Annotated in this window: 16 protein-coding genes; 8 read left to right on the top strand and 8 right to left on the bottom strand. The window is 72.7% G+C overall.

The features are described 5' to 3' along the window. Positions 1-29 precede the first annotated feature (29 nt). Genes IE207_RS22770 through IE207_RS22760 form a run of 3 tightly spaced genes read right to left on the bottom strand, consistent with a single transcriptional unit; the run spans position 30 to position 3,343 of the window. A complete protein-coding gene (locus tag IE207_RS22770; protein WP_190186136.1) occupies positions 30-869 on the bottom strand; it encodes a GNAT family N-acetyltransferase in 840 nt (279 codons plus the stop codon). A gap of 49 nt (positions 870-918) precedes the next feature. After that, positions 919-1,719, bottom strand: coding sequence for a PaaX family transcriptional regulator (locus tag IE207_RS22765; protein WP_190186135.1), 801 nt, complete (start codon positions 1,717-1,719; stop codon positions 919-921). 4 nt (positions 1,720-1,723) lie between these two features. Beyond that, the gene (locus IE207_RS22760) at positions 1,724-3,343 is read right to left on the bottom strand and encodes an AMP-binding protein (protein WP_190186134.1); all 1,620 of its coding nucleotides are present in this window, start codon (positions 3,341-3,343) and stop codon (positions 1,724-1,726) included. A gap of 98 nt (positions 3,344-3,441) precedes the next feature. Between IE207_RS22760 and IE207_RS22755 the strand changes: the two genes are divergently transcribed. The 3 genes from IE207_RS22755 (at position 3,442) to IE207_RS22745 (ending at position 5,442) form a co-directional block, all read left to right on the top strand. Then, complete coding sequence (locus IE207_RS22755) at positions 3,442-4,581, top strand: acyl-CoA dehydrogenase family protein (protein WP_190186133.1); 1,140 nt, start codon at positions 3,442-3,444, stop codon at positions 4,579-4,581. Next, the gene (locus IE207_RS22750; RefSeq protein ID WP_190186132.1) at positions 4,578-4,976 is read left to right on the top strand and encodes a RidA family protein; all 399 of its coding nucleotides are present in this window, start codon (positions 4,578-4,580) and stop codon (positions 4,974-4,976) included. The genes IE207_RS22755 and IE207_RS22750 overlap by 4 nt, the downstream gene beginning before the upstream one ends. Positions 4,977-5,085: 109 nt before the next feature. Next, a complete protein-coding gene (locus IE207_RS22745) occupies positions 5,086-5,442 on the top strand; it encodes a hypothetical protein (protein ID WP_190186131.1) in 357 nt (118 codons plus the stop codon). Between the two features lie 27 nt (positions 5,443-5,469). On the opposite strand, the gene IE207_RS22740 is transcribed toward IE207_RS22745, so the two are convergent. The 5 genes from IE207_RS22740 to IE207_RS22720 all read right to left on the bottom strand — a co-directional run bounded on the left by IE207_RS22740 (position 5,470) and on the right by IE207_RS22720 (position 9,974). After that, on the bottom strand, positions 5,470-6,330 hold the full coding sequence (locus tag IE207_RS22740) for a helix-turn-helix domain-containing protein (RefSeq protein ID WP_190186130.1): 861 nt from the start codon (positions 6,328-6,330) through the stop codon (positions 5,470-5,472). A 156-nt stretch (positions 6,331-6,486) separates the two neighbouring features. After that, the gene (locus IE207_RS22735) at positions 6,487-6,747 is read right to left on the bottom strand and encodes a hypothetical protein (protein WP_190186129.1); all 261 of its coding nucleotides are present in this window, start codon (positions 6,745-6,747) and stop codon (positions 6,487-6,489) included. A 178-nt stretch (positions 6,748-6,925) separates the two neighbouring features. Beyond that, positions 6,926-7,777 (bottom strand): hypothetical protein, encoded by an 852-nt coding sequence (locus tag IE207_RS22730; protein ID WP_229873904.1) that lies wholly within the window; start codon positions 7,775-7,777, stop codon positions 6,926-6,928. Then, positions 7,770-8,072, bottom strand: coding sequence for a hypothetical protein (locus IE207_RS22725; RefSeq protein WP_190186128.1), 303 nt, complete (start codon positions 8,070-8,072; stop codon positions 7,770-7,772). Before IE207_RS22725 ends, IE207_RS22730 begins: the two co-directional genes overlap by 8 nt. 528 nt (positions 8,073-8,600) lie before the next feature. Continuing rightward, entirely contained in the window at positions 8,601-9,974 is a 1,374-nt protein-coding gene (locus tag IE207_RS22720) for an aminopeptidase P family protein (protein ID WP_229873903.1), read from the bottom strand. A gap of 192 nt (positions 9,975-10,166) precedes the next feature. On the opposite strand from IE207_RS22720, the gene IE207_RS22715 reads away from it, so the two are divergent. The 5 genes from IE207_RS22715 (at position 10,167) to IE207_RS22695 (ending at position 16,749) form a co-directional block, all read left to right on the top strand. Further along, positions 10,167-12,566 carry a collagenase gene (locus IE207_RS22715; RefSeq protein WP_190186127.1) on the top strand — a complete coding sequence of 800 codons (2,400 nt, stop codon included), beginning with the start codon at positions 10,167-10,169 and terminating at the stop codon, positions 12,564-12,566. 114 nt (positions 12,567-12,680) lie between these two features. Further along, the gene (locus tag IE207_RS22710) at positions 12,681-13,859 is read left to right on the top strand and encodes an NAD(P)/FAD-dependent oxidoreductase (RefSeq protein ID WP_190186126.1); all 1,179 of its coding nucleotides are present in this window, start codon (positions 12,681-12,683) and stop codon (positions 13,857-13,859) included. A gap of 64 nt (positions 13,860-13,923) precedes the next feature. Next, the gene (locus IE207_RS22705; RefSeq protein ID WP_190186125.1) at positions 13,924-14,253 is read left to right on the top strand and encodes a (2Fe-2S)-binding protein; all 330 of its coding nucleotides are present in this window, start codon (positions 13,924-13,926) and stop codon (positions 14,251-14,253) included. A gap of 97 nt (positions 14,254-14,350) precedes the next feature. Next, complete coding sequence (locus IE207_RS22700; protein WP_229873917.1) at positions 14,351-15,739, top strand: FAD/NAD(P)-dependent oxidoreductase; 1,389 nt, start codon at positions 14,351-14,353, stop codon at positions 15,737-15,739. Positions 15,740-15,825: 86 nt separating this feature from the next. Beyond that, on the top strand, positions 15,826-16,749 hold the full coding sequence (locus IE207_RS22695) for a dihydrodipicolinate synthase family protein (protein ID WP_190186123.1): 924 nt from the start codon (positions 15,826-15,828) through the stop codon (positions 16,747-16,749). Positions 16,750-16,755 lie beyond the last annotated feature (6 nt).

Genomic DNA, 16,755 nt, shown 5'->3' with positions numbered 1-16,755 from the left:
CGGTCCGGCGCGGCGAGCGGTCCGGCGCGTCAGACGGCCGCCAGCTCGACCCGGTCCTCCACCGGGGTGTAGCCGAGGCGCTGGTAGACGCCGTTGCTGGTGGGGTTGGCCAGGTCCGCGAAGAGCAGCACCTCCGTGGCTCCGGCCGCGTACGTCGCTTCGCTCACCGCGTGCGTGACCCCGGCGGCATAGCCCCGGCCGCGCAGCTCCGGCGGGGTGTAAACGGGGCCGATCCGCGAGACCGAGCCGACCGGGCGGAAGAAGCCCGCCATCGACACGGGCGTGCCCGCATGCTCCCAGAGCACCATCCCGCCGTACGAGATCCGGTCCCGCAGGGTCGTCTCGGAGGCGCTCCCGGGCTCGCCGGACTCGCGCTTGAACGCGTCGACCCACTCCACCAGCAGCGGGAGGTGCGTTTCGGTCGCGGGCAAGGACCGCCCCTGCGGCAGGGGGTGCGGGGCGAGCAGGCCGGCCAGCCGGTACAGCCGGGCCTCCGCCTCGATCCGTGACGGCTTCCCCCAGGCTCCGGCCAGCGCCACCGCGTCCCGGCGGCGGACGTTCAAGGCGTCGACCCCGGCCAGCAGCGGCTCCACGGCCAGCGCGGCGCCCAGCGCCTCCACCGCCCCGGCCGGCACCGCGCCCAGCAGCAGCGGGCGCACGGGGGTGCACAGCAGCCCGCCGGACACGGTCCCGTCGGCGCCGGTCCACCAGCCGAAGAACGGGGTGTGCGGCCCGTAGGCCGTCGGGCCGCGCCGCTCCAGCGCGTCCATGGCGGTCAGCAGGGAGGTGTTCTCCACGGGCCGAGCGGCGACGGCCGGGCCCGCGGCGGCCACGAAAGCGGCGAAGTCGGTGGTGAAGGTCCAGGTCATGCGGCCCCATCCTGTCCGCCGCCCGGTGCCCCCGCACCCCATTTCGCCGCTACGGCTCGACGAACGCGGCCCCGATGTCACGCAGCCGGGCGTGCAGTTCGGCGAAGACGGCCGCCGCGCGGTCGCCCGGCCAGTCCGCGGGCAGCAGCTCGCGCGGCAGCCCCGGGTCGGCGTAGGGGAGCCGGCGCCAGCTGTCCAGGGCCAGCAGGTAGCCGCGGTAGGCCTGCTCCGGTGCCGGCCCGGGGCCCGACTGGAGGGCCCGCAGCTCCGGTTCCTGCTGGTCGAGGAACTCCTCGTGCTGCTTGGCCAGAGACGTCAGGTCCCACCAGCGGGCCACCGCCTCGGCCGTCGGCGCGAAACCGAGGTGGGCGCCGCGGAACAGCTCCACGTACGGCGTCAGGTGCAGCCGCTCCATGGTGCGGCCGGTCTCCTCGTACAGGTGCGCCGGGGCGATCCAGACCCCCGGCGCCACCGCGCCGAAGCCCAGCCGGGCCAGCCGGGAGCGCAGCAGGTGCCGCTTGTGCCGCTCCTGCTCGGGGACGGAGAAGACGGCCAACAGCCACTCCTGCGACAGCCTGGCGGACCCGTAGATCCGCCGGTCGCCGTCCTCCAGCAGTTGCCGGGCCTCCTCGGACAGCTCGTACCCGGCAGACCCGTCGGCAGCCCGGGCGGGCAGCAGGAAGCCCCGCCGCTTCAACCGGGACACCGACGAGCGGACGGAGGGTGCGTCGACGCCGGCCGTGCCCAGCAGGCGGATCAGCGCGGACACCGGGACCGGGCCGTCGAAGGCCCGCCCGTAGGCACCGTAGAACGTGACGATCAGGGATCGCGGGGTGTGCTGCTCGGCCACGGGTTCACTCTAGATCGCGCAGCCGGAAGCGTTGAAGTTTGCCCGTGGGCGTCCGGGGGAGCGCGGAGACGAAGACGAAGGTGCGCGGGCACTTGTGCGGCGCCAGCTCGGTCCGCATGAAGGCCCGCAGCGTCTCCTCCGTCAGTGTGACCCCCTCGCGGGGCACGGTGTACGCCACGGCGACCTGACCGCGGCGTTCGTCGGGGCGCCCGATCACCGCGGCCTCCACCACGTCCGGGTGGCGCAGCAGGGCTTCCTCCACCTCCGGGCCGGAGATGTTGTAACCCGAAGAGATGATCATGTCGTCGGCGCGGGCGACGTACCGGAAGTAGCCGTCCGCGTCGCGCACGTACGTGTCCCCGGTCAGGTTCCAGCCGTCCCGTACGTACTCCGTCTGCCGCGGGTCGGCCAGGTACCGGCAGCCCACCGGGCCCCGGACGGCCAGCAGCCCCGGCTCCCCGTCCGCCACGGGCCGGCCCGCCGGGTCGACGACGCGGGCCTCCCAGCCCGGCACCGCCCGCCCGGTGGTGCCGGGCCGGATGTCCTCGTCGGCGGCCGAGATGAAGATGTGCAGCAGCTCGGTGGCCCCGATGCCGTTGATGATGCGCAGCCCGGTGCGCTCGTACCAGGCCTGCCAGGTGGCGGCCGGCAGGTTCTCGCCCGCCGAGACGCAGCGGCGCAGCGCGCCGAGGTCGTAGGCGCCGGCGTCGTACGGGCCCAGGGTGTCCAGCATCGCCCGGTAGGCGGTGGGCGCGGTGAACAGGACCGTCACCCGGTGCTCGGCGAGCGCCGGCAGCAGCCGTCGGGGCGCCGCCTGCTCCAGCAGCAGCGAGGAGGCGCCGGCCCGCAGCGGGAAGACGACCAGGCCGCCGAGCCCGAAGGTGAAGCCGAGCGGGGGGCTGCCCGCGAACACGTCGTCGGGGCGGGGGCGCAGCACGTGGCGGGAGAAGGTGTCGGCCACGGCGAGCAGGTCGCGGTGGAAGTGCATACAGCCCTTGGGGCGGCCGGTGGTACCGGAGGTGAAGGCGATCAGGGCCACGTCGTCGGCGGAGGTGGCGGCCGCCGGGAACGGCCCCGAGTGCCCTCGGGCGAGGTGGAGGAGGTCGCCCGCGTCCCTGCTGCCGTACGGGGTGATCCGCAGGCCCGGCACCTCGGCCTTCACCAGGTCGTCCAGCGCGTCCACGTGGCACAGGGCGTGGCCCACCTCGGCCATCGCGCACACCGTGGCCAGCTCCTGCGCGCGCTGCTGGGCCAGTACGGTGACCGCGACCGCCCCCGCCTTCATCACCGCCAGCCAGCAGGCGGCCAGCCACGGACTGGTCGGCCCCCGCAGCAGCACCCGGTTGCCGGGGACGACGCCCAGGTCGGCGGTGAGCACGTGGGCGAGCCGGTCGACGCGCTCGCGCAGCTCCCCGTACGACCACACCTCGCCGCCGGAGCCCCGGAAGGCCGGGCGGTGCGGCCCGAGCCGGTCGATGGTGGCGTCCAGCAGCTCGGCCCCGCAGTTCAGCCGGTCCGGATAGGCCAGCTCGGGAAGGTCGAACAGCAGGCGCGGCCAGGTTCCGCCGGGCGGGAGGCGGTCGCGGGTAAAGGTGTCGACGTGCGCGGAAGGCTTGAGCTCCAAGGCTGGTTCGCCCCCTCGGGACGGTCGCGGGTCGCGTGACGAGCGTATCGTGACGGTGACGACAGTCAACAGGACGCGATAGATGCGGGGTTGTTTGCATGACCGGATTCGCGCTCGGGGTGGACGAAGAGGAATGGTGCGGGCGGCTGCGCGCGCTGTCGGCGCAGCGGCTGCGACCGCTGGCCGAGAAGGGCGAGCCGGGCCGGGTCAACCGGCCGCTGCTGGCCGCACTCGGGGAAGAAGGCCTGCTGGAGCGGGTGTTCGTCTCGGGCGCGCTGGAGCTGTGCCTGCTGCGGGAGTCACTGGCGTACGGGTGCACGGAGGCCGAGACTGCGCTGGCCCTCCAAGGGCTGGGTGCGCACCCGGTGCTGCGCGCCGGGAGCGCGGCGCAGCGTGAGCGGTGGCTGCCGGGGGTGCGGGAGGGACGGCTGGTGGCCGCGTTCGCGCTCAGCGAGCCGGGGGCCGGCTCGGACGCGGCGGCGCTGGCGCTGGCGGCGGAACGGGACGGCGGGATCGGCCCGGACGGGGGCTGGCGGCTCACCGGGGAGAAGCGGTGGATCTCCAACGCCCCGGAGGCGGATTTCTACACCGTGTTCGCCCGCACGGGTGAGAACCCGGGGGCCGGGGGCATCACCGCCTTCCTCGTCCCGGCGGACCGGCCCGGCCTGACGGGCGAGGCGCTGGACATGCTGTCCCCGCACCCCATCGGCTCGCTCTCCTTCGACGGGGTCCCGGTCGGCCCCGAGGACGTACTCGGCGAGCCGGGGCGCGGGTTCCGCGTCGCGATGGACACCCTGAACCTGTTCCGGCCCAGCGTCGGAGCCTTCGCCGTGGGCATGGCCCGGGCGGCACTGGACGCGACGCTCGCACACACCGCGGGCCGCGGCGCCTTCGGCGGGGTGCTGGCGGACCTCCAGGCGGTGGCGCACCGGGTGGCGGAGATGGCGACGCGGACCGAGGCCGCCCGGTTGCTGGTCTACGCGGCCGCAGGCGCCTACGACAGCGGCTCCGCGGAGGTGCCGAGGCGGGCGGCCATGGCGAAGCTCCTGGCGACGGAGACGGCCCAGTACGTGGTGGACCACGCGGTCCAACTGCACGGCGCGGTCGCCCTCCAGCGGGGCCACCTGCTGGAACACCTGTACAGGGAGGTCCGTGCACCGCGCATCTACGAGGGGGCCAGCGAGGTCCAGCGCACGATCATCGCGAAGGAGCTCTACCGGGAGGTGGCCGCCCGATGAGCGTGGAGCGCATCAATCCGGCGGAACTCGCCCCGCCGGCGGGCTTCTCGCACGCCGTCGCCGCGACCGGCTCCCGTCTGGTGTTCCTGGCCGGCCAGACCGCGCTGGACGGCTCCGGGAAAGTGGTGGGCAACACCCTGCCCCAGCAGTTCGAGCGCGCACTGTCCAACCTGCTCACGGCTCTCGCCGCGGCGGGCGGGGCGCCCGCGCAGCTGGCCCGGGTGACGGTGTATCCGGTGGACGTGGAGTCGTACCGCCGCCACGCACCGGAACTCGGCCGTATCTGGCGGGCTCTTGCGGGCCGGGACTACCCGGCGATGGCGGTGGTCGGGGCCGTGAGGCTGTGGGACGAGCAGGCACTCGTCGAACTCGACGGCATCGCCGTCTTGGACTGACGCCGGCGCCCTGTGGTGCGGGCGGCTTTGACAGCGGGCGGGAAGAAGAGAGAGGGTGGATATGTCCCATTTGCAAGGAACATCCCCCAATGCTCGGAGGTGCATCGTTATGCGCCGTGGGATTATTGCGGCCGTCGTGGCAGGGGCCGCCGGAGTGACGCTGGGCCTGATGCCGGTGAGCGGCGCGTTCGCCGCCACCCACACCGGCCTCCCGCAACACAGCCAGCACCACTCCAGCTACTCGCGCGGGGACGACTCGCGCGACTGCGGCAACTCCTCCCGCTGGAACGACGACAACAGCGGCAGCTGGCGCAACGCCGGCTGGAACGGCGACGACAACAACGGCTACTGGAACGACAACGGCAACTGGAACGACAACGGCAACTGGAACGACAACGGCGACTGGAACGGCGGTGGTTGGGACAATTCGTCGGGTTACAACCATGACGACGGCGGTGGCTGGTAGTCGGCCCGGCGAGGCCCGCTGACGGCGTCAGCGGGCCTCGCGGTACGCCTTGATCATGTCGTTGATCAGGTGCCGGGAGTCGTCGGCGCTCAGGGCCTGGGCCTGCAGGTGGTCGAACATGATCTGGTAGGGGTACCGGTCGGCATGTTTCTCCAGGTACAGGTCACTGGTGAAGCGCTCCAGGTAGACGACTCCCGTTTCGGACTCCGGATACGTGAGGATGGAGAACTGACCTAAGACCCCGGGATGAGCGCCTGCGCTGTGGGGGAGGACCTGCACGGTGATGTGCGGCTGGGCGCCGAGGGAGTTCAGGTGCTCGAGCTGATCGCGCATGACCTCCCGGTTGCCCACGATGCGGTGCAGTGCCGATTCGTCCAGGATGGTCCATAAGCGCAAGGGGCGGGCGGGGTGATGGGCGCGGTGCTGGCGCCGCAGCCGCACGTCCAGGCTGACGGCGGCCTGTTCGGCCGTGGGACGCGGAAAGGACTCCGCGATGACCGCGGCCGCGTAAAGGGGCGTCTGGAGCAGGCCGGGAACCATCAGCGCGTCGTAGGAGTGGATCGAAGCCGCCGCCGTCTCCAGCCCGATGTAGACCCCGTAGGGGACGTCGCCGCAGGAGACCCACCAGCCTTGGCGGCCCGATTCCTTCGCCATCCGCATCAACGAGTCGACGACCTCCTGGTCGGTGATTCCGTAGATCCGGCACAAGTCGCGTACGTCGCGCGGGTTGATCGGGCGACGTCCGGTCTCGATGAGACTGATCTTGGGCTGGGACACCATCAGGCACTGCGCCGCCTGCGAGGAAGTCATGCCCGTGGCCTTGCGGAGTTGCCGGAGTTCCGCGCCCAGGCGGCGCCTTCTGACCGTGGGATTTCCGTTGCCCGACATGGGCGGTGTACCTCCAGCTCAAGACATCACGCAGAGGTCACCTCACCCCACGGCCGACATCGGCAAACGCATTGTGCATAGGCGGCCCGACACGCGCGACATCCGCACGCCCAACATCATCAGTTCGGCCTAATGCGCCCGGCGGCGGGGTTCAACTCACAGGTGCTCGCCTTGCAGGGCGTGGGCGCCGGCGGCGATGACTTCGGCGAGCCGGTTGGCGACGGCCGTGCTGCAGCCGCCGAGCCGGACGAGCCCGCGGCAGCCGACCGGTCCGTCGTTGCAGAGCGAGGGGAGGGTCAGGCCGGCGAGGGAGAGTGCGGCCTGGAGGTTCGTGACGGCTTCCTCGCCCGCCCGGTAGGCGGCGTCCTGGCTGCGCTTGTACCGGAGCCGCTCGGCGTGGGTGAGCTCGTAGGGCATGGTGCTGTCCTCTCGGGAGACGTGGGGGAACGTGCGGGGGGTGTGGGCGTGCGCCAGACCCGTTGGGCTGAGACCGGGCACAGCCCGTGACTAATGCGGTTTGATCTTCGTTCTCGTCGTGCAAGTGATCACGCTCCTTGACTGGGGGGAAGGGACGCATGGTTCGAGAGGCCGACGCTCATGCTCCGTAGCGGAACCTCGGAGGGGCGGCGGCGCGGGGCGCCCTTTGGTCCATCACCGGGTAGTCGGGGAGCGCGCTGTCCGGGCTGCTCACGACGGCCGGTGGCCGCAGCAGGGAGAACGTGCGGCCGCGGTGCCGTGGAACGGCTTGGCGGGGCGGTCGGGTGAGGGTGATCTGGCGGACGAGTTGCTGGAGACAGGCCAGCGCGGCGACGGGTGGGAGCGTGGCCGCCGCCCGGGCGGCGAACGAACTGGGCGCCTGGGCGACGCACAGGAGCGTGGCGAGGGTGGAGAACAACAGCACGATGGACCACGAATGGACGGCGCGACGCTGATGTAGGGCGGCCCGGAGGATGGACAGGGAAGCGACCACCCACGGTCCGTAGATGAGCAGTGGCCACCAGCTGACGACGTCGTCCGCGGTGCGCGGGCCGGCGCTGTGACGCAGGGCCTCGCAGATGGCCAGACCGCTGAAGATGCTGACCACGGCGGCGATGACGGCGACCAGCACTGCGGTGAAGAGACTGCCCGTCCCGAGCAGCGTCACCACGGACTTCCTCGCCGGGGTGCGGCGGTGCCCGGCGCGCGGCGCCGGGATCCGCCGTTCGCCGCTTCCCTGCGCCGGATCGGTGACCGCGCCGACGACGGCGCCCGCTTCACCGGTCCCGTCGAAGCCGTAGGGGTCGAAGGCCTCCGTCTGCCTCGGCCGCCCGGCCTGCTGCTCCTGGAGGAGGTGGGCCAGCTCCTCGGTCGGATCCCACGGGATGTGCACCTCGCCCGCTTCCACGAGTGGTTGCTGGTGCGCGGCGTGCCATCCGCCGCCGTCGTGCCGCTCGTACTGCTCAAACACGGGGGACCGCGCCCGAGCACTCGCTGACGGCGGTCCCGGACGGTCCCGGTCCCGTGCCCGGCGAGCGCCGGCTGAACTCGTCCTGGATCCGGTTCATCTCCTCCAAGAAGTCCTCGAAGATCGAGGACGAGTAGTGGAGGTCCACCTCACGCCGCTGGCTGCGCAGTGTCGCGCCCTTCTCCGGGGTCCAGTGCGTGTACGTCCACTTCCCCGCCCGCGTGGCCCCGGCCCCCGCGCCGTGTCCGTCGCCGCCCGCGCTCCGGAGAAAAATTTCTGCGTGGTTTGCATTTGTCATAGTCCATAAACGGTTCCGAGACCGGGGAAGGTGCGGGCCGTTCAGGTGATGCCAGGGGGCGTAAACGTGGCTTGACCAGTGTCTTTTATCATTTCTGCACTTGTGGCAATCGGCTGACAAGGCGCAACCCCGCATATGCCGGTGCGTTATGACGAGGGCGAGCGGGCCAGACCGCCGACGCCCCTGCCACCAGTCACCGGAGAGGAACCGCTGTGCCAGACATGCTCCTGAGAATCGCGCTGATCTGCGCCGTCCTGGGCACGGGATGTGCCGCTTGGACCTCGTCCGGAGTCGGCCGTATGCACTCCATGGACATTCGTGAGCTGCGTCGTCAGCAACGCTTCAAGCACGTACTGACCGCCAACTCGGCGACGGCGAAAACCCGCGGGGAAGGGGCGCCGGCCGTGTCGGGAACGGCCGGCGTCTCCGTCTGCACCGAATGCGGCGCAGCGTCGGGCCCGCTGTGAGTTCGAGGCCCGCGGGGCGCGCCCGGCCGCAGGCCGCGCCGGCCGACCGGGCCCGGCGGGCTCAGCCTTCCAGCAGGGTCCCCATCCACTCCTCGATGCCGCCGACCGTCCGCGGCAAGGCACCCGACATGAGGCGGGCGCCCGTCGCCGTGATGACCAGGTCGTCTTCGATGCGCACCCCGATGCCGCGCAGTTCCGCCGGAAGCGTCTCGTCGTCGGGCTGGAGGTAGAGGCCCGGCTCCACCGTGAGGACCTGGCCCTCCTCCAGGACCCCGTCCAGGTAGGTCCGTGCCCGCGCCTTCGCGCAGTCGTGGACGTCCAGCCCCAGCATGTGGCCGCTGCTGCACAGGGTGTAGCGCCGGTGCAGATCGCCCTCCGCGTCCTTGAGCACGCCCCATTCCGCGAGCCCCTCCGCGATCACCCGCATGCCCGCCCGGTGGAAGTCCCGGAAGCTGGCGCCCGGCCGCAGCGCCGCGATGCCCGCTTCCTGGGCGGCCAGGACCAGTTCGTACACCTGTCGCTGGACGGGGGAGAACCGTCCCGACAGGGGGAGGGTTCGGGTGATGTCCGCCGTGTAGAGGGTGTCGGTCTCCACGCCCGCGTCCAGGAGCAGCAGATCGCCCCGGTCCAGCCGGCCGTCGTTGCGGATCCAGTGCAGTACGCAGGCGTGCGCGCCCGAGGCGGCGATCGTGTCGTAGCCGGTCCCGTTGCCCTCCGCCCGGGCGCGCAGGCCGAAGACCCCCTCGACCCAGCGCTCGCCGCGCGGGTGTTCCAGCGCGCGCGGCAGGGCCCGTACGACGTCTTCGAACCCGGCCGCCGTGTGGTCCACGGCCAATTGCAGCTGCTCCACCTCCCAGGCGTCCTTCACCAGGCGCAACTCCGCGAGCGCCGTGGCCAGTTCGGCGTCACTGGAGGCGTCGCGGCCCGTCGGTGAGCCGAGGGTGTCCAGGTGGGCGCAGCGGATGCCCGTCAGGGCCTGAGCCTCGGCGAGGTCGGCGCGGCGGCCCACCCAGAACTCCCCGTACCGGCGGTCCCGGTAGAACTCCTCGTTGCCGTCCGCGCGCGGCGAGCGCGGGCGGAGGTACAGCACGGCCTCGTGTCCGTGCGGGCCCGAAGGCTCCAGCACCAGGACGTGACCCACCTGGTCCTCCCCGGTCAGGCCCGTCAGCCAGGCGTACGCGCTGTGCGGGCGGAAGCGGTGGTCGCAGTCGTTGGAGCGGACCTTGAGTTCGCCGGCCGCAACGATGAGCCGCTCGCCCGGAAAGAGCGCCGACAGGCGGGCCCGGCGTGCGGGGGTGACGTCGGACGCCGGAGTTCCGCTCGACGTGGCGGGAAGCGGCGAGGGGGCCCAGCCGCCCGCCATGAAACGGGACAGTTCCGGGGAGACGGGCAGGTCGTGGCTGCCGATGTGGAGGCGGGAGGAGGCGTCGGTCACGGGGGCTCCCTGAGAGAGAAGCGAACTGGTGGGCGCACAGGGGTTGTCAGTGCAATTTCACATTACTATGTTACAGCTCACACCGCGCCGCGTTAATCCCCGTCAAACGCCGCGTGAAGCAGGGCAGTTCACGCACTTCGCACCTCACGCACTCGCGTCCACGCACACCCCCCTTCCCCACAGGAGTCCTTGGTGTCCCACCACAGAGCTGTGCGTTCGTCCTTCCTCTCCGCCGCCGTCGCCGTCACGCTCCTCGCCTCCGCGGGCCAGGCCGTGACCCAAGCGGCCGAGACGGGCGCTCCGGTACCCGCCACCTTCACCTCCGGTCCCGCGGCCGCCACCACGGGCGGAGCCCCCGGGGTGGTCGCGCCGAACCCGTTCGACGAGGTCGAGCACCGCGCCGACGCCCTGGCACCCACCACCTCCGCACCGGCCCCCGCCCCCGGCGGCCAGGCCATATCCGACGGCAAGGTCCCGGGCGCCGCGCCCGCCGCAGCCTCCGCGCAGCGGACGGACAAGAGCGGACAGCCCGCCCAGAGCGCCCCCACCACGCGGGGCCCGGCCGTCAACGTGCCCTGCACCCTCGACGGGATCACGGGGCTGTCCCCCGAGCAGTTCGCCGACTTCCTCGCCGACCCGGCCGTCCTCGCGGACGGCTGCCTGCGCGGCCTGGTGTGGACCTGGGACGCCCGCCTGGCGCCCGTCATGGACGACGCGCACGTCCAGGCCGTCTCCCGCCGGATATCCGCCCTGGCCGCCGCTCACGACGGCCGCAACTCCTCCCACCTGGAGGAGATGTTCACCTACCTGCACGCGGCCATCTACCACGACTTCTCGCGCGACGAGATCGACCTCACCGACGCCGCGACCGTCGACGCGATGAGCCGGGCCGTCACCGACTTCGGCAACGCCGCGCACACCTTCGACGCCACCGCCTCCAACGCCCGGACCCTGCGCGAGGCCCTCTACGGCACCGGGCCCGGCATGCGCCACCGCCAGCTCGGCCTCGTCAAGAAGGTCCTGGCCACCTTGGACGCTTCGCACCCCGCGACCAGCGGCGACGCCAACTGGGGCGGAGCCGCCCTCGCCGCCCTCACCGTCAACTACCTCGGCGTGTACCCGGGCAACAACGACTCCGAATTCCACGCCGCGGTCAAGGCGGACCCCTCCTACCGGGCCGCCTTCAAGGCCTTCGCCGGACACACCCACCTCAAGGGCACCGCGAACGAGTGGACGGTCCGCGACGGGCTGGGCGAGTACGGCCGCTTCGGCCAGGTCGACGGCCTCCAGGACCAGGTCACCTCCGACCTCGGCGCGCTCCTGACGCAGGTCAAGACGGCCTGGGGCAACGGCAGCGAGCCCTGGGCCAAGATCGTCTCCTGGCTGAACACCTACAACGCGTGCAAGCAGTACGGGGTGTGCAAGGAGGACATCGAGAAGATGCTCTTCCCCAACACCTACACGTACGACAACGGTGGCATCAAGGTCCGCACTGCCCTCGACCGGGCCACCGTCGACCAGCTCTACTACGCGAGCAAGCAGGTCAAGACGCAGTTCCACCGCGTTCTGGGCACCGACCAGCCGCTCGCCGGCGACCCCAACACCACGTTGAACATCGTGCTGTACGCCTCCCGCGCCGACTACGTCACCTACCAGACGATGCTGAACGGCTACGGCACGAACAACGGCGGCATGTACATCGAGAACGGCGCCACCTTCTACACCTACCAGCGCCGCGTCCCGCAGGACTCCACCCTCACCCTCGAAGAGCTCTTCCGCCACGAGTACACGCACTACCTCAACGGCCGTTTCGCCGTCCCCGGCTTCTTCGGCGAGGGCCCCTGGTACGAGGGCGACCGGACGACCGCCATGGACGAGGGGACCGCCGAGTTCTTCGACGGCGCGACCCGCGACAACGGCATCGCCGTCCGCAAGTCACTGGTCAAGGGCATCATCAACGACACGGCCGGCGGCGGCCCGCGGATGTCGGTCGAGCAGCTGCTGAACGCCACCTACGACGGTGACGGGTTCCGCTTCTACAACTACGCGGGCACGTTCTTCGAGTTCCTGTGGACGGAGAAGCCCACGCTGCTGCGCGAGATGTACACCCACCTGCGCGAGAACGACGTCGCCGGGTTCGATGCCTGGCGCCACCGGATGGGCGCCGACACCTACCTCCAGCGCGACTACGACAAGTTCCTGAACGCGCAGATCGCCAAGGTCGACCAGCTCTACGTGCCGAACACCAGCTTCACGGCCAACGACCGGCTGCGCGACTCCGCGCTCGCGAACGTGAAGTCCTCGTTCGCGGCGGCCACGTACAACACCCCCGACTGCGTGGAGAACGGTGACCCCGGCAAGCGCCGGTTCACCTGTACCGGCCGGATCACCGCCAACCTCAAGAACTGGCGCAACGACGACCAGAACTTCAAGGACATGTCCGAGACGGTGGACTACTTCATCCTCGACCGGGCGGCCCCGGCCTCGAACAACCTCGCCGACATGAACTGCTCCTTCGGCCCGGTGGAGATCTGGACCAACCACACGGCGGGGACGTCGAGTTACAGCTGCGAGGGCCCGCTGCGCAGCTGACCGCGGCTCCCGGCCGGCCCCTTGCCGAAACGGGGGGAAGGGGCCGGTCCGGGCGGGGGTGCGAGCCCCCGGCCGACCCTAGGCACTCGATAAAGAATGTGACATATTACTGCCGTGCCCAAGAGAAGCAGTCTGGACGCCGTCATCGTCGGCGCCGGTGTCGTCGGAGCCGCCTGCGCGTACTACGCCACCCGCGCGGGACTGCGCGTGGCCGTCATCGACCGCGGCTCCGTCGCGGGCGGCACCACCGGGGCGGGCGAGGGCAATCTGCTCGTCTCCGACAAGGAGGCCGGACCGGAGCTGGACCTGGCCCTGCTGTCGGCCGGCCTGTGGCGCGAACTCGCCGCCGCCCTCCCGCACGAGATCGAGTACGAGGACAAGGGCGGCCTGGTCGTCGCCCCGGACGAGGCTTCGCTGGAGGCACTGCGGAGCTTCGCGAAAGGCCAGCGCGCGGCGGGCGTCACCGCCGTCGAGGCGGGGGCCGGTGACCTGCGCGAGCTGGAGCCCCACCTGGCACCGGGACTCGCGGGAGGCTTCCACTACCCGCAGGACGCCCAGGTCCAGCCCGCCCAGGCGGCGGCCCGGCTGCTGGCCGCATCGGCCGCCGAGGGGGCCCTGGTCCACCTCGGCGAGGAGGTGACCGGACTCGTGGTGGAGCGCGGGACCGTACGGGGGGTGCGCACCCGCACCCGGGAACTCCTCGCCCCGGCCGTCGTCAACGCCGCCGGTACCTGGGGCGGCCGGATCGCCGAACTCGCCGGAACCACCCTCCCGGTGCTCCCGCGCCGCGGCTTCGTCCTGGTGACCGAGCCGCTGCCGAGGGTGGTGCGGCACAAGGTCTACGCCGCCGACTACATCGCGGACGTGGCCAGCGGATCCGCCGCCCTGCAGTCCTCGGCGGTGGTCGAGGGCACCCCCTCGGGCCCGGTGCTCATCGGCGCCACCCGGGAGCGGGTCGGCTTCGACCGCTCCCTGTCCGTGGCCGCCCTGCGCCGGCTCGCCTCCCAGGCGGCAGCGCTGTTCCCCGTACTGGCCGACGTGCGGGTGCTGCGGACCTACCACGGCTTCCGCCCCTACCTCCCCGACCACCTCCCGGCCATCGGCCCCGACCCCCGAGTGCCCGGGCTGCTGCACGCCTGCGGGCACGAGGGCGCGGGCATCGGCCTGGCCCCGGCCACCGGCGTCCTGATCGCGGCCGCGCTGAGCGGGGCCGAACCGCCGCTGGACCCGGCACCCTTCAAGCCGGACCGGCCCTTCGGGCGGGAGCCCGGGCCGCAGGGGCAGCAGCCGTGAGCCGGTCGTACGAAGCCCGCAGCGAAGTCGCTTACCGCACCGCGCCCGACGAAGGAGGCACCCGATGAGCCGGCCCACCGGTGACCGCTCACCCCGCGACCTGGTGGGCGGAGCTCCCCGTGAGAGGTACGCCCTGCGCTTCGACGGCCGCGAACTGACCGCGGAGTCCGGCCAGAGCATCGCCGCCGTGCTGTGGAGCGCCGGGATCCTCGCCTGGCGCACCACGCGCGACGGGGGCGCCCCGCGCGGGGCGTTCTGCGGGATCGGCAGCTGCTACGACTGCCTCGTCACGGTCAACGGCCGGCCGAACCAGCGGGCCTGTCTGGTCCCGGCGCGGGCCGGGGACACCGTCACCACCCAGGAAGGGACCGGCCGTGCCGACCTCGCCGTCTGACCCCTCGTCGCAGGAGCCCTCCGTTCCCGGCCCCGTCGTTCCCGGCCCCGCCGGGCTCGGCCGGGCCCTTCCCGGCTCTGCCGACTGCGGCCCCGCCGTGCCCGATCTCGCCGTCGTCGGTGCCGGGCCCGCCGGGCTGGCCGCCGCCGTGACCGCCGCGCGCCTGGGACTGCGGGTGGCGCTGCTCGACGCGGGGGAGCGCCCCGGCGGCCAGTTCTACCGCCGGCCGGCGCCCGGCCTCGGCGCCGTCCGCCCCGAGTCCCTGCACCACGGGTGGGCCGCCTTCGCCGCCCGCGAAGCCGCCCTGCGCACCCACGAATCGGCGGGCAGGATCACGTATTTTCCGGCCCACCACGTCTGGACGGTGGTCCCGGACGGCGGCCGCTGGACCCTGCACGCCGTCGCGGGGCCCGAGGAGCGGTCGGTCTCGGTCGGGGCCCGTGCCGTGCTGCTGGCCACCGGCGCCTACGAGCGGCAACTCCCCTTCCCCGGCTGGACCCTGCCCGGGGTCGTCGGGGCCGGCGGGGCCCAGGCCATGCTCAAGGGAGGCCTGGTGCTGCCGGGCAAGCGGGTGGTCGTGGCCGGGAGCGGGCCGCTGCTGCTCGCCGTGGCCGGCTCCCTCGCGGCGGCCGGAGCCGCCGTCCCGGCCGTCGTCGAGGCGGCCTCGTACACCGCGTACGCCGGGCGGCTGCCCGACCTGCTGCGCAACCCCGGCAAACTCGCCGAAGGCGCCACGTACGGCGGCGCGCTGCTGCGTCACGGCGTCCGCCTCCTGACCCGGCACGCCGTCACCGAAGCCCACGGCCGCGACCGGGTCGAGGCCGTCACCGTGGCCCGGCTCGGCGGCGACTGGCGGCCGCTGCCCGGCACGGGGCGGCGGATCCCCTGCGACGCCCTCGCCGTCGGCCACGGCCTCGTGCCCCAGCTAGAGCTGGCGACCGCCCTCGGCTGCGCCACCCGGTCCGGCGAGGACGGGACCGTCGCCCTGGAACTGGACGCCGGGCAGCGCACCTCCGTCCCCGGCATCTGGTCCGCGGGCGAGACCGGCGGCATCGGGGGCGCCCAACTGGCCCTGGCCGAAGGGGAGCTGGCGGCCTTCTCCGTCGCCGGCCGGCCCGCGCCCGCCGCCCTCGTCCGCCGCCGCTCGCGGCTGCGCGCCTTCGCCGGGGCGATGGCCGCCGCGCACCGCCCCGGCGAGGGCTGGACCGGCTGGCTGCGCGAGGACACCGACGTGTGCCGCTGCGAGGAGGTCCCGGCGGGCCGGATCCTGGAGGCCACCCGCGATCTGGGCGCGCGGGACGCCCGTACCGTCAAACTGCTCACCCGGGCCGGCATGGGCTGGTGCCAAGGCCGGATGTGCGGCCCGGCCGTCGCCGCCCTGGCGGGGGAGACCTCTTCCGCCGCCGGAGCGGCCCCCGACCGGCGACCGCTTTCCTGCCCCGTACCGTTGCGCCACCTGGCCGAACTGCCGCAGCACACAGACTGATCCGATCCGGATCCGGCACGTCCGGACACTTGTGGCCGCCTCACGCCCCTCTGTAAAATGTCACACATCACCTTAGGGAGTCCTCCATGACCCACGCGCACACCCCCGCGCCCGCCCAGCCCCGCAGCCGCCCCTGGCACGGCATCATGGTCGCCACCGCGCTGCCCCTGCGCGAAGACCTCGCCGTCGACTACGACGCCTACGCCGAACACGTCGCCTGGCTGATCGCCAACGGCTGCGACGGCGTCGTCCCCAACGGCTCCCTCGGCGAGTACCAGACCCTCACCGACGAAGAGCGGGCCCGCGTCGTCCGTACCGCCGTCGAGGCGGCCGGTGACGGCAGCCGCGTCATGCCCGGGGTCGCCGCCTACGGCAGCGCCGAGGCCCGCCGCTGGGCCGAGCAGGCCGCCGAGGCCGGCGCCGGGTCGGTCCTGCTGCTGCCCCCCAACGCGTTCCGTGCCGACGAGGACGCCGTCCGCGCCCACTACGCCGAGGTGGCCCGGGCCGGCCTGCCCGTCGTCGCCTACAACAACCCCATCGACACCAAGGTGGACCTGACGCCCGAGCTCCTGGCCCGGCTGCACGCGGACGGCAGCATCGTCGCCGTCAAGGAGTTCAGCGGAGACGTCCGCCGCGCCTACGAGATCGCCGAACTCGCCCCCGGCCTGGACCTGTTGATCGGCGCGGACGACGTACTCCTGGAACTGGCCCTCGCGGGCGCCGTCGGCTGGATCGCCGGCTACCCCAACGCCCTCCCGCAGGCCTGCGCCACCCTGTACCGGGCCGCCGTCGCCGGCGACCTCGCCACCGCGCTGCCGCTCTACAAGTCCCTGCACTCGCTGCTGCGCTGGGACTCCAAGACCGAGTTCGTCCAGGCCATCAAGCTCTCCATGGACCTGGCCGGCCGCCCCGGCGGCGCCACCCGCCCGCCGCGCTTCCCGCTCACCGGCGAGACCGAGGCGGCCGTCCGCGCCGCCACCGAGAAGGCCCTCGCCGAGGGCCTCAACTAGCACCCG

This window comes from Streptomyces cirratus, assembly GCF_014650775.1.
GTDB classification, from domain to species: domain Bacteria; phylum Actinomycetota; class Actinomycetes; order Streptomycetales; family Streptomycetaceae; genus Streptomyces; species Streptomyces cirratus.
This window is presented reverse-complemented; position numbering and strand designations above follow the sequence as displayed.

Coding starts and splice junctions, on each gene's coding strand:
- IE207_RS22770 (WP_190186136.1), bottom strand. CDS start 869: ATGACCTGGACCTTCACCACCGACTTCGCCGCTTTCGTGGCCGCCGCG.
- IE207_RS22755 (WP_190186133.1), top strand. CDS start 3,442: ATGACCGGATTCGCGCTCGGGGTGGACGAAGAGGAATGGTGCGGGCGG.
- IE207_RS22750 (WP_190186132.1), top strand. CDS start 4,578: ATGAGCGTGGAGCGCATCAATCCGGCGGAACTCGCCCCGCCGGCGGGC.
- IE207_RS22745 (WP_190186131.1), top strand. CDS start 5,086: ATGCGCCGTGGGATTATTGCGGCCGTCGTGGCAGGGGCCGCCGGAGTG.
- IE207_RS22740 (WP_190186130.1), bottom strand. CDS start 6,330: ATGTCGGGCAACGGAAATCCCACGGTCAGAAGGCGCCGCCTGGGCGCG.
- IE207_RS22735 (WP_190186129.1), bottom strand. CDS start 6,747: ATGCCCTACGAGCTCACCCACGCCGAGCGGCTCCGGTACAAGCGCAGC.
- IE207_RS22725 (WP_190186128.1), bottom strand. CDS start 8,072: ATGACAAATGCAAACCACGCAGAAATTTTTCTCCGGAGCGCGGGCGGC.
- IE207_RS22705 (WP_190186125.1), top strand. CDS start 13,924: ATGAGCCGGCCCACCGGTGACCGCTCACCCCGCGACCTGGTGGGCGGA.
- IE207_RS22695 (WP_190186123.1), top strand. CDS start 15,826: ATGACCCACGCGCACACCCCCGCGCCCGCCCAGCCCCGCAGCCGCCCC.